The 13,889-nt window shown below is 64.7% G+C and carries 15 protein-coding genes; 6 read left to right on the top strand and 9 right to left on the bottom strand.

What is annotated here, in order from left to right; all coding sequences use genetic code 11:
* Nucleotides 1-19: 19 nt before the first annotated feature.
* The 4 genes from OG331_RS02035 to OG331_RS02020 form a co-directional block, all read right to left on the bottom strand.
* Complete coding sequence (locus tag OG331_RS02035; RefSeq protein WP_406191056.1) at nucleotides 20-1,324, bottom strand: glutamyl-tRNA reductase; 1,305 nt, start codon at nucleotides 1,322-1,324, stop codon at nucleotides 20-22.
* Between the two features lie 186 nt (nucleotides 1,325-1,510).
* Nucleotides 1,511-2,422 (bottom strand): oxidoreductase, encoded by a 912-nt coding sequence (locus tag OG331_RS02030; RefSeq protein WP_406209611.1) that lies wholly within the window; start codon nucleotides 2,420-2,422, stop codon nucleotides 1,511-1,513.
* Between the two features lie 101 nt (nucleotides 2,423-2,523).
* Nucleotides 2,524-3,315, bottom strand: a complete 792-nt coding sequence (locus tag OG331_RS02025) for a UbiA family prenyltransferase (protein WP_406191054.1) — start codon at nucleotides 3,313-3,315, stop codon at nucleotides 2,524-2,526.
* A gap of 233 nt (nucleotides 3,316-3,548) precedes the next feature.
* Nucleotides 3,549-4,799 (bottom strand): cytochrome P450, encoded by a 1,251-nt coding sequence (locus tag OG331_RS02020; protein WP_406191052.1) that lies wholly within the window; start codon nucleotides 4,797-4,799, stop codon nucleotides 3,549-3,551.
* Nucleotides 4,800-5,033: 234 nt separating this feature from the next.
* Here OG331_RS02020 and OG331_RS02015 point away from each other — a divergent pair, with 234 nt between their 5' ends.
* The 4 genes from OG331_RS02015 to OG331_RS02000 all read left to right on the top strand — a co-directional run bounded on the left by OG331_RS02015 (nucleotide 5,034) and on the right by OG331_RS02000 (nucleotide 9,032).
* On the top strand, nucleotides 5,034-6,395 hold the full coding sequence (locus OG331_RS02015) for a cytochrome P450 (protein ID WP_406191049.1): 1,362 nt from the start codon (nucleotides 5,034-5,036) through the stop codon (nucleotides 6,393-6,395).
* Nucleotides 6,392-7,327, top strand: a complete 936-nt coding sequence (locus tag OG331_RS02010; protein WP_406191045.1) for a terpene synthase family protein — start codon at nucleotides 6,392-6,394, stop codon at nucleotides 7,325-7,327. Before OG331_RS02015 ends, OG331_RS02010 begins: the two co-directional genes overlap by 4 nt.
* Nucleotides 7,328-7,562: 235 nt before the next feature.
* On the top strand, nucleotides 7,563-8,132 hold the full coding sequence (locus tag OG331_RS02005) for a hypothetical protein (RefSeq protein WP_406191042.1): 570 nt from the start codon (nucleotides 7,563-7,565) through the stop codon (nucleotides 8,130-8,132).
* Nucleotides 8,133-8,303: 171 nt separating this feature from the next.
* Nucleotides 8,304-9,032, top strand: coding sequence for a hypothetical protein (locus tag OG331_RS02000; protein ID WP_406191039.1), 729 nt, complete (start codon nucleotides 8,304-8,306; stop codon nucleotides 9,030-9,032).
* Nucleotides 9,033-9,053: 21 nt separating this feature from the next.
* Here OG331_RS02000 and OG331_RS01995 read toward each other — a convergent pair whose 3' ends face one another.
* The 4 genes from OG331_RS01995 to OG331_RS01980 are packed head-to-tail and all read right to left on the bottom strand — an operon-like array spanning nucleotide 9,054 to nucleotide 10,697.
* Nucleotides 9,054-9,356: a hypothetical protein gene (locus tag OG331_RS01995; protein ID WP_406191036.1), complete on the bottom strand. Its 303-nt coding sequence runs from the start codon at nucleotides 9,354-9,356 to the stop codon at nucleotides 9,054-9,056.
* Nucleotides 9,353-9,631, bottom strand: a complete 279-nt coding sequence (locus OG331_RS01990; RefSeq protein WP_406209608.1) for a TnsA-like heteromeric transposase endonuclease subunit — start codon at nucleotides 9,629-9,631, stop codon at nucleotides 9,353-9,355. The genes OG331_RS01995 and OG331_RS01990 overlap by 4 nt, the downstream gene beginning before the upstream one ends.
* Before the next feature lie 17 nt (nucleotides 9,632-9,648).
* Nucleotides 9,649-10,305, bottom strand: coding sequence for an IS630 family transposase (locus OG331_RS01985; protein ID WP_406209605.1), 657 nt, complete (start codon nucleotides 10,303-10,305; stop codon nucleotides 9,649-9,651).
* Nucleotides 10,306-10,319: 14 nt separating this feature from the next.
* Complete coding sequence (locus tag OG331_RS01980; protein WP_406191034.1) at nucleotides 10,320-10,697, bottom strand: helix-turn-helix domain-containing protein; 378 nt, start codon at nucleotides 10,695-10,697, stop codon at nucleotides 10,320-10,322.
* Between the two features lie 269 nt (nucleotides 10,698-10,966).
* On the opposite strand from OG331_RS01980, the gene OG331_RS01975 reads away from it, so the two are divergent.
* Both OG331_RS01975 and OG331_RS01970 read left to right on the top strand, forming a co-directional pair.
* On the top strand, nucleotides 10,967-12,100 hold the full coding sequence (locus tag OG331_RS01975) for an IS630 family transposase (protein ID WP_406191032.1): 1,134 nt from the start codon (nucleotides 10,967-10,969) through the stop codon (nucleotides 12,098-12,100).
* A 63-nt stretch (nucleotides 12,101-12,163) separates the two neighbouring features.
* Nucleotides 12,164-13,441, top strand: a complete 1,278-nt coding sequence (locus OG331_RS01970) for an IS701 family transposase (protein WP_406190343.1) — start codon at nucleotides 12,164-12,166, stop codon at nucleotides 13,439-13,441.
* Between the two features lie 99 nt (nucleotides 13,442-13,540).
* Here OG331_RS01970 and OG331_RS01965 read toward each other — a convergent pair whose 3' ends face one another.
* On the bottom strand, nucleotides 13,541-13,756 hold the full coding sequence (locus OG331_RS01965; RefSeq protein ID WP_406191029.1) for a hypothetical protein: 216 nt from the start codon (nucleotides 13,754-13,756) through the stop codon (nucleotides 13,541-13,543).
* Nucleotides 13,757-13,889: the final 133 nt, after the last annotated feature.

The following is a 13,889-nucleotide window of genomic DNA, read 5'->3' as shown; positions in this document are numbered from 1 at the left end:
TGCATGCTCGTCGGACCTGTCATGAGATCGTCCTGGTGGTACTGACCGCCTCAATGGCCATGGGATCGAGGTCGAACAGTTCGCGCAGCGCCGCCGCATAGGAGGCGCCGCCGGGTTCCCCGGCCAGCTGCTTGATGCGAACGGTGGGCTGGTGGAGCAGCTTGTTCACCACGCGGCGGACGGTCTGCTGGATCTCCGCCCTGGTGTGGTCCTCCAGCCCGGGGAGGCGAGCGTCCAGGCGCTCGAGCTCGGCATTGACCAGCGCGGAGGCCATCGCCCTGAGGGCGATGACGCTGGGGGTGGTCGCCGCCGCACGCTGGGCCGCGCCGAAGGCGTCGACCTCCTCGGCGACGATGCGGCGGACCGCGTCAATGTCGAGGGCGCCGGAGTCGGCGTCCTGGGCCGCGGTGGCAAGCGACTCCAGGTACACCACGTGGACGCCGGCCAGCGTGTGCGCGGCGGTGTCCACGTCGCGGGGCATGGCCAGGTCGAGCAGGGCGAGCGGCGCGGCGACGGCGCTGCGCTTCTGCGCGGCGGCTTCGATCGCGTCGGCGGTCAGCACGATTCCAGCCGCCCCGGTACAGGAGATGACCAGGTCGGTTTCGACCAGCGCGGTCCCGAGCTCGGTGAACGGCACGGCGGTGCCGCCCAGCTGCGCCGCGACACGCTCGGCCTTGGCCAGGGTCCGGTTGGCGACGACCAGCTCGCCGACGCCCTCGCCGTGCAGGGTGGCCGCAGCCAGCGAGCTCATCGACCCGGCGCCGACGACCAGCGCGCGCTTGCCCGCGATCGGGCCGCAGACCTCGGCGATCTGCTGCAGGCCGAAGATGACCAGGGTCTGCCCGGCCTTGTCGATCCCGGTCTCGCTGTGGGCGCGCTTTCCGACCCGCAGCGCCTGCTGGAACAGCTCGTTCAGCGAGCGGCCAGCGGTGTGCTGGTCCTGCGCGGTGTTGAGGGCGTCGCGCAGTTGGCCGAGGATCTGCCCCTCGCCGACGACCATCGAGTGCAGACCGCAGGCCACCGAGAAGAGGTGGTGGACGGCCCGGTCTTCGTAGTGCACGTAGAGGTGCGGGGTCAGTTCGTCCAGGCCGACGCCGGAGTGCTCGGCGAGCAGGGTGGACAGGATCTCCACACCCGCGTGACAGTTGTCCACCTCCGCGTAGAGCTCGATCCGGTTGCAGGTGTTGACCAGTGTGGACTCGGCGACCGGCGCGGAGGCCGAGGCGTGCAGTAGCCGGGACGGCTGATGCCCCGTTAGGGCGGCGCGCTCCAGCAGACCGGCTGGCGCGCTGCGGTGGCTCAGGCCAACGACAAGCAGGCTCATCCTCCCGGCCTCCTCGAACTTCTGCCGCGCGGTGCCGAGACGTCGACCGACCGACACGGAGGGAATAGGAACCACCGCCTCCTCCCGCCGGGTCGTGCGGGCACAACGCCAATACTGATAAAGTCCTCGCCCACCGTGTGCTGGGCGAGGAGCGGCAGTGCCCCGGGCTGATCCGACAGGTCAGCCTCAGACCGGGAAGCCGACCCCCGTCAGCTCCTGCGACACCGTCCAGAGTCGCTGCTGTGCGGCGGTGTCGTAGGAGACTGGGGTCGACCGGACCAGCTGGGGCGCGCCGCGCGTCTGTTGGAAGCCCCTCGGACCGTAGTACTGGCCGCCCTGCGCCTGGGCATCCGTCGCCGCACGCAAGCTTGGCAGCGCACCCTGCTCGGCGGGCTGCGCCAGCAGCGGCTCAACCAGGACCCGGCTGGCCCGCTGCATCCAGGCGGGCAGATGCCGGGTCAGCTCGGTGCTGGAGCAGCCGGGGTGGGCCGCGACCGCGACCGTCCGGGCCTCGGCGGCGGCGAGCCGGCGCTGCAACTCATAAACAAAAAGCAGGTTGGCCAGCTTGGACTGGCCGTAAGCGCCGATCCGGCTGTAGCGACGCTCGGACTGCAGGTCGTCGAAGTTCATGCCGCCGCGCGCGAACCGGTGGACTAGGCTGGCGACGACCACGACGCGCGAGCCAGGCACCTCCAGCAGCCGGTCCAGCACCAGGCCGGTGAAGGCGAAGTGGCCCAGGTGGTTGGTGCCGAGCTGGAGTTCGAAGCCGTCGGCGGTCTTCCCGTAGGCGGGGAACATCACACCGGCGTTGTTGAACAGCAGGTCGACGCGGTCGAAGCGCTCGCGCAGCTCCGCGGCGGCAGCGCGCACCGAGTCCAGCGAGGCGAGGTCGAGCGCGAGCAGCTCCGCCGTGCCGCCCTGTTTGCCTACCACCCCGGCGGCTGCCGCGGCGCGCTTCGGGTCGCGGCAGGCGAGCACCACGGTGGCGCCGCGGGCGGCCAGCACCTTGGCTGTCTCCAGGCCGAGCCCGCTGTTGGCGCCGGTGACGACGGCCACCCGCCCGTTCTGAGTGGGGACGTCGGCCGCGCTCCAGGCCATCGCGGGCTCTCCGGATTCCACCAGAGAAGTCGCGTACGGCGCGGTTGGACTAGTCATACCGCCCTCATTCTGATCCACCTCAGAGTTTGTCTTCAAATGCATCAGCCTATGTATCCCGTGATGACCAGGGGTTGCAGGAGAAGTGCCGAACACCACCAGAAGCAGAAGAGTTGGTAGCTCCAGTGGTCAGATCTTGGATTCCGGAAGAGAAGAAACCGCGTTGCGCTGAGCCAAATCAAGGCGCACGGAATCCCGAGGCATATCAATAGTGCGGCGCTTGGGGGTGGCCATGGCAACACCGCGTACTGAATCACGGGGGTGGAGAACAATATCAGCACCGCGGCCGCGCGGGCATTTCTCTCACCCCACGCGACAGACATTGTCTTACGTCTGACCAGCCGATCGCCGACCACATCGCGGATGTCCTGGCAGTTGCACCCGATTCCAGCCAGCAGCGACGTCACGCAGATCCACGCCCATGGCAGCGCGGTAGGCGCGGTAAGTCCCCAAACGGCGGTAAGTTCGACCCCTGCGCCGAGGCTTATGAATACAACGTTCTTGAAGAACCAGTGCCGATATATCCGGTCGAAGATGTTATGGAGGTGAATAAGGGCCAGCCACGTCAAGGTGGGCCAAGGAATCGAAAAGAGAAACCCAATAGTGATGAACAGGGCATTTGTTGCGACGGCACGTCGAATCATCCATTGCCGCGTGACGATTCCCTTGGCCAGCGGGCGATGAGGTTTGTTTGCAGCGTCCTCTTCGCCGGAGGCAAGCTGGTTGACAGTCGTGAATGCATAAATGTACAGGAATCCATAGGTCAGGATTTTAAGTAGGACTACAGGAAGCTCGCGTGCCGGAAGTCCAGCCGCTATGAATGTGCTGGTCGCCACGCACAGATAGGGTATTACCGTCGCCGGGAAGTCTCCGACTGTTATTCTCCACGCCATGACAATTTCGAACAAGAGCCGACTCGGGATCCGGTACATCCGAATGGCGAGACGACTCCAGCGATCTCCTGACGGGTGGATATCGATATCGGCCACAGAATGTCCGCCGGCAGGCGGATCCGACCCTGCTACCGCTCCTGCGGGACCAAAACTGCCGTTTCGCATTTCCTGTCGCGTCATGTAAGCAGCCTCAATTCGGTCAGGGCCCGCAGCGGAAAAATGGGGTGATAGCTGCGGCTCGCCTCTGGTGCCAAAGTGAGCTGAGGTAGACCAGCGGCGAGTTCCTCCATGGCAATGGTCAGTTCGAGGCGAGCGAGCGGAGCACCGACACAGAAGTGGGAACCCAGACCGAAGGACAGATGCGGCGAGTCGAATTTACGTTCTACGTTGCGCTGTGTCGGGTTCTCATATCTATTCTCGTCGTGATTGCCAGAACCGCACAGGAGCAGCAGCCGGCTTCCTTCCGCCAATTGTATTCCTCCTACCGTGACCGGTCGCTTGGCCGTGCGGAACACACCGAACAAGGGCGCCTCAAGACGCAGACTTTCCTCGATCATCCCAGCAATAGGAACGTGCCCGCCGCTGAGCTCGGACCAACCACCGGGGGAGTCCAACTGATCGGACACGATGAGAGCCAGTGCCTGGGCCGATGTCTCGTGGCCGGCCGAAATAATAGTGGGTAGAAGTGCCACGACCTCAGTGGCGGTCAAGCTTCGTTCACTTTGGCTATTGTGCAGCATGTGGCTGATGACGTCGTCGCGTGGCCGGGACTTCCGTTGAGCCACCATATCTCTCGCGAAAGAACCAAATTCCCGTAGACTCTGCGCAGCCTGGCGCGCAAAAGCGCTGTCGCTGAGATCTGGATGGTTCAATTTGAGTGCATGCCAATGCTGAGACCATCGTCGACACCGATCCTGAAACTCATCAGGAATTCCCAATATCTTTAGAATGGTGTTCAATGTGAAAGGGATCGCGAATTCAGAGATGAAGTCGATGTCACCCCTGGCGACCAATCTTGCTGTCAACGCGGCTGCCGTCCCTCGGATATCGGATTCGAACGGTGACAGGGCGCGCTGGGTGAATTGAGCGCCCGCCACGGCGCGCATTTTGGTATGGTCTAGTCCATCCCAGCGTGTTGCTACCGACTCCTCGTCACCTCGCCACGTTGCTAGGGTTTCAAGCACATCCGGGGGCAGCTCTGCGTTCAGCGGGGCAGGTTTGTGATCTCGAGCAGAGAAGTTCTGTTTATCCCGAAGAATCGTGACGATGTCGTCGTACCGAGTGACACACCATCGGTCAAATTGCGGCGCGTAGAAGACGGGCTGTTCTCGACGTGCGCGCGCCAGGAACGGGTGGGGGTCGTTACGATGGACGCCTGCGGGATCGAACAGCTTCGCGTGCGGACATACACGGTTGCTCTCCGGCATGAACTCTCCCATCATTACAAAGCGTGATGCCGGGCGGAGTCACCCAGTACCAGTTCGATACTGGAGCGTATAAGTGCGATTCGAGGTACGGAATCCTTTTGGTAGTTCTCTGCCTCTGCGCCTTGGGCTGGCACCCCAAGGAGTGCCCCAAAGGGTCGCCAGGCACATCGGCCTGCCCCTCACGATGGACGGAACGGAAACGAATCGCTGCATGGATCCTGGAGGCATGACAACATGATCAACCCCCTATCCACCACAACCAGCGGTCTGCAGTCCGGTCGGGCCCCAGGCGCCATACCGCTGCTCGGGCACACACTCGCCCTGCTGCGCGACCCCCTCGGCTGGATCGCGTCGCTAGCCCAACACGGAGACCTGGTGGAAGTTCAGTTCGGACGCGCCAGGATGTACGTGCCATGCCATCCTGAGCTCATGCACGAAATGCTGCTCGACAACCGCACCTTCGACAAGGGTGGTCCGGTTTTCGAGACTATGAGGGATGTTTTCGGCAACACAGTCGTCACTTCAACCCACGCGGATCACCGCGGGCAGCGGCGCCGGCTTCAGCCATCGTTCAGACATCAGCATTTGGCAAACTACGCTCCGGTTATGACGGCAACGATCGAGGAGATTATCGGTGGGTGGACCAACGCACAGTCCATAGAAGTCGGCCCAGCGATGTACGCAATCAGTCTCAAGACGACGCTGCGTGCGCTATTCGGTGCTGACGATGTGCCGGGATCGGTCGAGCAGCTGCGGCGCGCCATCGCCGCCGTAGTGCGCGATGTATACGTGCGATATGCCTCGCCGACACCTCTCATCAAAAGGCTTCCTATCCCCGCCAACCGGCGGTGTGAAGCGGCGATGGCGGTATTGACTGCGGCGATCGACCAGTTGCTCGCTCAACACCGCGCGTCGCGCCCTGGCCACGAAAATGTCGTGTCCGCGCTGATGGCCAGCGGCATGAGCGAAAAGGAACTGCGCGACGAGTGCATCGCCCTGCTGGTGGCGGGCGCCGAAGCAACCCCAGCCGCCCTGGCCTGGGCCGTGACACTTCTGGCTCTGCATCCCGATGCCGAACGACGCCTTCACGCCGAAGCACGTGCGGTCCTCGGTGATCGAATCGCCGGTGGGGACGACCTTCCCCGTCTTACGTTTACCCGGCAGGTGGTCAAGGAGACCCTAAGGCTCTACCCGCCAGCCTGGTTCAGCACCCGAACAACTACAACCGATGCCACGCTCGCCGGCACCGCGATCCCCCGAGGATCGACTGTCGTGTTCAGTCCTTACGTCGTCCAGCACCATCCCGGTGTTTACGAACACCCTGATGTATTCGACCCTGACCGTTGGAATCCAGAAAACGAGCGCAGCCTCCCGCGAGGTGCCTTCGCCCCGTTCGGGGCTGGGCCGAACAAGTGCATCGGCTACGAATTCGCCGCCATGCTAATCGAACTCACCCTCGCCAGCATCATTGCACGCTGGCGCCTCAGGCCCGAACCCGAGGCCGACCTCCGCCCCTCGCGATCGGCCATTCTCCATCCCCGAAATCTGCTGGTACGCCTGCAGGCGCAGTCCAATACGGATGGACCAGCACGATGATGATCGAGGAGCTCGATGACCCCACTGGGGCGGGAGGGCTGGAGAAAGGGTCATGGGATATCGATAGAATGTGTACAGCGCTAGATCCTTTGGCAATCGCCGACGCAGCGGCAATGTCGATATCGATTGCCCAAGAACTTGAGACGTGGGTTCGTTCCACTGCCTTGCCGGTTCGCCAGGAGCAGATTATGCCCGCAGCCATCCTAGCCGCATTTATTGCTCCCTGGCTTCCATCGGATCAATGCTCCCTCTTCGCGCAGGCGATCCTTTGGACAGCCCTGATAGACGTCTTCGTCGATGATCTCAAATCAGAATCCGACCGAGCCGTCGAAGCCTGCTTGCAGGACTGTAGATCCGTAATAAGCATCAAGAATGCAGATCCTACTCATTCACTCTCGCTGGCACTGTCAACAATACATGAACGTTTTCTGAATCAACCGGCCGGTCCCAGCCTGTATTCTTTTTTTCAATCTGCAACCGATTCGTTCTTGAGCGGACAGAGCTTCGAACGGCGAGCGGCGCGAGCGCTCACCGGGGGGGCCGAATTGCCAACAATTCAAGAATATCTTAAGCAGGGCGCAAGAAGCATCGGAATGCATTTCGTGACAGCTGTACTTTGGTCCACGATCGAGAGCGCAGACGCCTCCCCAGCAGCAACTTCACTGGGGGATGCCCTTGACGATGCGGCATTGGCCGTACGGTTGGCTAACGATCTAGCAGGACACGACCGTGAAACAGTTGAAGGTTCTGTTAATGCCTTGGCTCTTGGTCTGCAGCCTGACCACGTGGCACATCTACTGTCACAATGTGCACACCGATGCGTTGAGAAGTTGAACAATTTTCCCCCAGCCGGCCACCTGCTAACGCTAGCTTTGGAACGGCAACTACTCTGCTATCTTCGGATATATCAAAGAATCGACGCCTCGCATTGATGGGCGTCAGAATGTCGGTGCCCGGACGTGTACTGATCTTTGAGGTGCCGTTTGTCAGCGGGTATGTGTGCGGCATAACGGATCCATGAGGACTCGAACTCGCCGGAGCCCAGCTGAGCTGGAGCGGCGGCGGTTGCAGGCAGCGGATTTGTTCGAATAAGAAATGCGGCCGGTCAGGTCGCGGAAGTGCTCGGCGTGACCCGGCAGGCGGCCGGTCTGTGGCATCGGGCCTGGCGTGAGGGCGGCGGAAGCGCTCGCCGTGGACCTCGTCCGGCGGGACTTCACCGCATCGCGCCCCGGGATACGGCTGGTCGGCGACATGACCGAGCTCGTCACCGCCGAGGGTAAGGCCTATCTGGCGTCCTGCATCGATCTCGCGATGCGGGAGGTGATCGGCTGGGCCATGGCCGATCACCACCGGGCCGAGCGGCCGGTGACGGCCCTGCGGATGGCGGCCGGACGCGGACAGCTCGCGCGACGCCGCCTGGAGGATCCCGGCAAACGCGACTACTACCTGGGCCGGGGCCCGACCGACACCCCGGTCGAGGAGATCGTTTTGGTGCCGGGTGCGCGCCGGCGGGTGGAAGAGGCGATCAAGCTGGCGAAGTCCGCCTGCGGGATGGCTGACTACGAGGTCCGCTCCTTCCACGGCTGGTACCGGCACGTCACCCTCGCCCAGCTGGCCGCCGCGTTCCTGGCCGGCTGCGACGCAGCCACCGCCCGCGAGAACGGCCCGCCGGCCCGGACCCGCTACGGCCGGCCCCCGCCGGCAGCGCCCGTAGCCGAGAGAGGGGGACCCGCCTGATCCCAGCAGCCCGCCCGCCCCCGTCCGCTTCACCGCCTTCGAGATCAGGCGCCTGCTCAGAAGCTGTTGTCTTTCCGTACTTGATCGCTGACTTTCCGCTGGTCAGGCATGGTGTGGCTGGTTCTGTGGCAGACAGGACTCATCGTGTCGTGCTGGTTGTGGAGGTGCTCGGTGGCGTCGGTCGTCGGTTTGTTGGAGGAACGGGAGCGCGGGGCTCGGCAGCGGGTGGAGGTGCTGCGTGAGGAAGCCGACCGGGTTCTGGCCGAGTTGCGGGATGCGGAGCGTTTTTGGGAGCGGTTCGTGATTGCGCGGGAGGCCCTGGTGGAGGTTCTCGCTGATCCGACCGCAGGCGCCCAGGCGGAAGAAGGCGCGGTGCCGGTCGCACAGAACGCTGCCCCGTCGCCGTCGCCGTCGCCGTCGCCGTCGCCGTCGAAGGGCGCGGTGGTTCCGGCGTTTAGTGAGGGGTGTCAGGTGACGGTGCTGTCCGCGGAGTATCAGCGGATTGTGGAGGTCCTGGCGTCTTCGTCAACGCCGCTGGCTTGTAAGGAGGTTGCCGGGAGGCTGGGGGTGGAGCTGGTGGCGGCGAAGCTGGAGGGGCTGCGGTCGAAGGCGAACCGGAGAGCGGGCGCGCTCAGCCGGTCCGGAAGGCAGAGGTCGGTCTTGGGGCAGTGCACGGGCGTGCCCGCGGTAGGCCGTGCGGAAGACCAACAATGCCCAGAAGGCGGGACCTTCGTAGGCCGAGGAAGCGCTGTACGTGCTCATGCTGTCCAGCGTCCAGCCTTCCCGCTCAATGCCCTCGATCGCTGGGGACAGCAGGTGCTCGTGCGCCTGTTCCGAAGTTGCGGGGTGACTCACGGCACGCTCACGGAGAACACCTTCGCCTGGGCGCTGCGTGCTTGAGCGGTGATCGTGTCCAGCCACTTACTCGCGCTCCGGCGGCAGCCCGGTCTCGATCTCCACCAGGCAGTGTTCCCACCGGCAGGCCGCCTCGGCGACCTTCTTCGGCAGCCCTTCCAGCAGCCCCTGGAAGGTCAGCGGCGGCACCGGCGCTGAGCCGACCACCTCGAAATCCGGCGCCGCGAACAGATAGGCCACCAGCACCGTCGACGGCTCACCAGCAGCCGACAGCAGCTGCACCGTCGTTCCGGCGACGGCCACCACGGTGTGCTCCAGGCCGACGAAGACCACCCGGTCCCCGACCTTCAGCAGCGGGCGCGGCCTCACCGCCCGTCCTCCGCCGCGCGGTCACCGAGCAGCACCGACAAGTCGCTGAGAAGTTCCTGGCGCCACATCAGGTGAAAGAGCACCGGCAGCACGGCGATCGGATCGCCGGCTTCCTCAGCGCCCTCCATGAGCCGTCCCGGCGCCGCGAAGAACTCCCGCAGCCGTGCGGCGACTTCGGCATTGAAGCAGCGCAGATGCCGGTAACCGGCGAGCCAGCGCAGATTCACGGCCTCCACCGGGTCCAGCTCGCCCCACGGGGCATAGCTCCAGCCGATCTAGTAGACTGTCGTGGCTAATTCTTGGGATAAAGGTGGCGCAGTTTGATGCGTGCGTCATGGGTGGTGAACTGCCAGTCCACTTGGCGTTGGTCGGTGTTGGTGGCGTTCTGCCAGGCCGAGAGTTCGGTGTTGAGTGTGTCGAGGTCGCCGATCCGGCGGTCGAGGCATTGCCGGGTCAGCGCGGAGAGTTCGATCTCGGCGATGTTGAGCCAGGAGCCGTGCTTGGGCGTGTGGTGGATCTCGAGGCGCTGGGCCAGGGCGAAGGCTTCCTCCGGTTCGAATGCCTCGTACAGGGAGGCGATGGTGTGGGTGTTGAGGTTGTCCATCACCAGCACCACGGTCGCGGCGTCGGGGTGGTCCACCGTCAGTAGCTGCTTGACCTGGCCGGCCCAGTCGATCCGGGTCCGCCGGGTCAGTGCCTGAACTCGACGCCATCCGCGCAGGGGTTCGGTCCATACGAAGACGGAGCAGGTGCCGCAGCGGATGTACTCGCTGTCCTGGCACGCGTCGCGGCCGGGTCGGGCGGGGATTGGGCCGCGGACGTGGTCGAGGAGCTGGTAGGGCTTTTCGTCCATGCACACCACCGGACGTGCCGGGTCGTAGGGTCGGGCATAGACGGCGAGGACGTCTTCCATCCGGGCTGCGAACTGTGCGTTCGCTCGTGGTGGGATGGTCCAGCACTTCTTCAGGTGAGGGCGCAGTTCCGTTTTTTTAGGATCCGGCCGATGGTGGAGTGGTCCAGATCGGGGATGTCCTCAACCAGTGCGACGTGCTTCTCCAGTAGTCGCAGCGACCACCGCGCATAGCCTGAGGGCGGCTGGGAGCATGCCATCGCGATCAGCCGGGCTTCGACCTCGCCGGTCACCGGCGAGGGCACCGGCGGCAGGTCGCGTTTCTTCCGTGCGATCGTGGCGTGAACATCGCCACCGGTCTCGGCGAAACGCTTGGCGACCAGCCGCAACGTCTCACCGGAGACGCCGAGCCGGGTCGCGATCGCCTCTTTGGAGTCCACCTCACCCACCGAGGTGTCCAGCGCGAGCAGCACCCGCGCACGCATGATCATCGAAGCTCCGCGAACACCCGTCGTGGTCACCCGGACCAATTCCTCACGGTCCTGCGTGGTCAGCCTGACCGGCCGCTTCTTCTGCGAACCCATAACAACAGCCCTGTCTGACAAGCGAGAAGGATCTGACAGATACCAGCCTCCCAGACATGACACAACTAAGCAGCGACGACCTACTAGTGCCGCATCAGAGAACCTTTGCCCTGTGGTGATGTGACGCGCCGTTCGGATGCTGGTCCGGACGGCGCGGTGTCGGCCAAGCTGTCTGGGTGGCAGAACGAGTACGCGTCCGTGAGATCGATGACGACGAGGGGCAGCGCCTGCTGCGGATCATCCGTAGAGGCACGGGGTCGGTGGTGACCTGGCGGCGGGCCCAGATGGTGCTGCTGTCCGCGCAGGGCATGCCCGTGGCGAAGATCGCCGAGGTGACATTCACCAGCGCGGACCGAGTCCGGGACGTGATCCACAACTTCAACACCGACGGCTTCGACTCGCTCTACCCGAAGTACAAGGGCGGTCGGCCCAAGACCTTCACTCTCCCCGAACGCCGGGAGATCAAGAAGACCGCCAAGTCCAAGCCCGCCGAGCACGGCCTGCCGTTTTCGACCTGGAGCCTGGCCAAGCTGGCCGACTTCCTGGTCGCCGAGGGGGTGGTCGACGACATCAGCCACGAGGGCCTTCGGGTTCTGCTCCGTGAGGAGGGCGTCTCGTTTCAACGCATAAAGACCTGGAAGACCTCCCGCGACCCCGACTACGCCGCCAAGAAAGCGCGCGTCGAGCACCTCTACGCCATCGCCGACGGCGAGGTCATACCCGACGATGGCGAACCAGAAGTCGTCTTCTGCCTTGACGAGTTCGGCCCGCTCAACCTCCAGCCTCACCCCGGCCGGCAGTGGACCGAGCGCGGCGGGAAGCACAAGGACCCCGACCGGGAACCCCGCCCCCGCCGACGGGCCACCTACACCCGCCCGCACGGCGTCCGCCACCTCTTCGCCGCCTATGACCTGGCCCGGGACAGGCTCTACGGCCACATCAAGCCGAAGAAGAACCGGACGAGGTTCCTGGAGTTCTGCCGCTACCTGCGCAGCCTCTACCCGGCCGAGACCCGGATCGCGATCGTGCTCGACAACTTCTCCCCGCACCTGACCACCAAGAAGGACACCCGCGTCGGCGACTGGGCCACGGCCAACAACGTCGAATTCGCCTACACCCCGACCAACAGCTCCTGGCTCAACCGCATCGAGGCCCAGTTCACCGCCCTGCGCTACTTCGCACTCGACGGCACCGACCATGCCAGCCACAAGGAGCAGGGCAGCATGATCCGCCGCTACATCATCTGGCGGAACAAGCACGCCGCCGACGAACGCCTGCGCAAGGTAGTCAACAGGGCGAACGTTGCCTGATACGGCACTAGTAGGACTCCGTTATGTCTGCCTGTCGGTCCTGTTTGGGGGAACGCTGAAGGTGTGGATACACATGAAGTGAACCGGGCTCGGGCGAAGTTGGCGTTATTCGTGGCTGATGTGTTCGCCTCGGTGCCGCGCAAGGACCAGCGGGCCAAGAGCGACTGCTATCTGCGGGGACTGATGGTGGACGGTCGCCGCAAGTCCATCCAGGCCATGGCGCAGCGGCTGCCGGACGGCAACGAGCAGAATCTGCAGCAGTTCGTGAACCAGTCGACGTGGGATCCGCTGCCGGTGCGGCGGCGGATTGCGCAGCGGATGGTGCCGCTGGTCGGTCCGGACGCGTGGGCGGTCGATGACGTGTCGTTTCCCAAGGACGGGAAGATGTCGGTGGCGGTCGCCCACCAGTACTGCGGGGCGCTGGGCAAGCAGGCCAACTGCCAGGTCGCAGTGAGTGTGCACGCGGTCTCCGACACGGCGTCCTGTCCGCTGCAATGGCGCCTGTTCGTGCCTGAGGAGTGGGCGCACGATCCGGTTCGCCGGCGCAAGACCGGGATGCCCGACGAGATCGGGCACCGGGAGAAGTGGCGTCTGGCCCTGGACACCATCGATGAGCTGGCCGGATGGGGTCTGGTGCCTCCGGTTTTGGTGGCCGACGCCGGCTACGGACAGAACGCCGACTTCCGCGACGGCCTGGAACATCGCAGCATCGACTACGTGGTGGCGATCCGCTCGGATGTGACCGTCCACCCGCATGATGCGATGCCCATGGCCCCCACCTGGTCCGGCAACGGCCGCAAGCCGCAGCCCCGCTACCGCGACAGGCCGACTCCGGTGGCCGCGCTGGTGGCCGGCCACGGACGGCAGGCCTTCACCGAGGTGACCTGGCGGGAAGGATCCCGCGGACCGCTGCGCTCACACTTCCTGTCCCTGCAGGTGCGGCCCGCCGGGATCAAATCCAAACGCCTCGCCCAGGCCGCCGCCCTCGCCTCACACGGCCACTGGGACGGCGTCCTGCCTGAGGTCACACTGCTGGCCGAATGGCCCGACGGCGCCGAAGCACCCACCGGCTACTGGCTGTCCAACCTGCCCGCAGACACCCCAATCGCCGAACTGGTCCGCCTGGCGAAGATCCGCTGGCGCATCGAGCACGACTACCGGGAACTCAAGCACGGCCTCGGCCTGGACCACTTCGAGGGACGTTCCTGGAACGGCTGGCATCACCACGTCACCCTGGTCACCGCCGCCCACGCGTTCCTCACCGAACAGCGACTGGCCCCAAAAGCCGATACAGCCAACTCACCCTCTACCAGACCCTCGACGCCATCCAGGACCTGCTGAACTGCTGGACCGGCACCTGCACCACCTGCCACCGCCCCCTGCCCAGAACATCCACCACCAGCCAAAACCCCAGAGCCAGAGCAACCTAACGGAGTCCTACTAGGTGCAGGCCCGACCGGTCGCGGCGAACTTCGCCAAGTCCCGTGCCGGACGCCGGTTCTCAGGCCGGGAGTCCACCAGCAGCACCGAGCCATCAGAGCGACGCACGAAGTAATCCGGCGCGTGCGAGACGGCCTTGCCCCGCTCGTTCTCCCAGAACAGCCACAGCGGCTGCGAGGCCAACGCGGTCACAGCCGGATCGAAGTCGAGAGCCATCGCGTGATCGCGCTCCAGACCGGACGCCCGTCCTCGAACCGCACCCCTGCGGCCCTGGCCAACGGCACCCGGCGTTCCACCCCGTCACCTCGTATGTAAGCCACCTCGAAGCCCTCGACCCTCGCCGGAGCCC

The organism is Streptomyces sp. NBC_01017 (assembly GCF_045162795.1).
Lineage (GTDB): Bacteria > Actinomycetota > Actinomycetes > Streptomycetales > Streptomycetaceae > Streptomyces > Streptomyces machairae.
The sequence above is the reverse complement of the archived record's forward strand: the minus strand, read 5'-3'. Positions and strand labels throughout refer to the sequence as shown.

Excerpts from the sequence above, each read along its gene's own strand:
- OG331_RS02035 (WP_406191056.1), bottom strand. The coding sequence starts at position 1,324 with ATGAGCCTGCTTGTCGTTGGCCTGAGCCACCGCAGCGCGCCAGCCGGT.
- OG331_RS02030 (WP_406209611.1), bottom strand. The coding sequence starts at position 2,422 with ATGGCCTGGAGCGCGGCCGACGTCCCCACTCAGAACGGGCGGGTGGCC.
- OG331_RS02020 (WP_406191052.1), bottom strand. The coding sequence starts at position 4,799 with ATGCCGGAGAGCAACCGTGTATGTCCGCACGCGAAGCTGTTCGATCCC.
- OG331_RS02015 (WP_406191049.1), top strand. The coding sequence starts at position 5,034 with ATGATCAACCCCCTATCCACCACAACCAGCGGTCTGCAGTCCGGTCGG.
- OG331_RS02010 (WP_406191045.1), top strand. The coding sequence starts at position 6,392 with ATGATGATCGAGGAGCTCGATGACCCCACTGGGGCGGGAGGGCTGGAG.
- OG331_RS01980 (WP_406191034.1), bottom strand. The coding sequence starts at position 10,697 with ATGATCATGCGTGCGCGGGTGCTGCTCGCGCTGGACACCTCGGTGGGT.
- OG331_RS01965 (WP_406191029.1), bottom strand. The coding sequence starts at position 13,756 with ATGGCTCTCGACTTCGATCCGGCTGTGACCGCGTTGGCCTCGCAGCCG.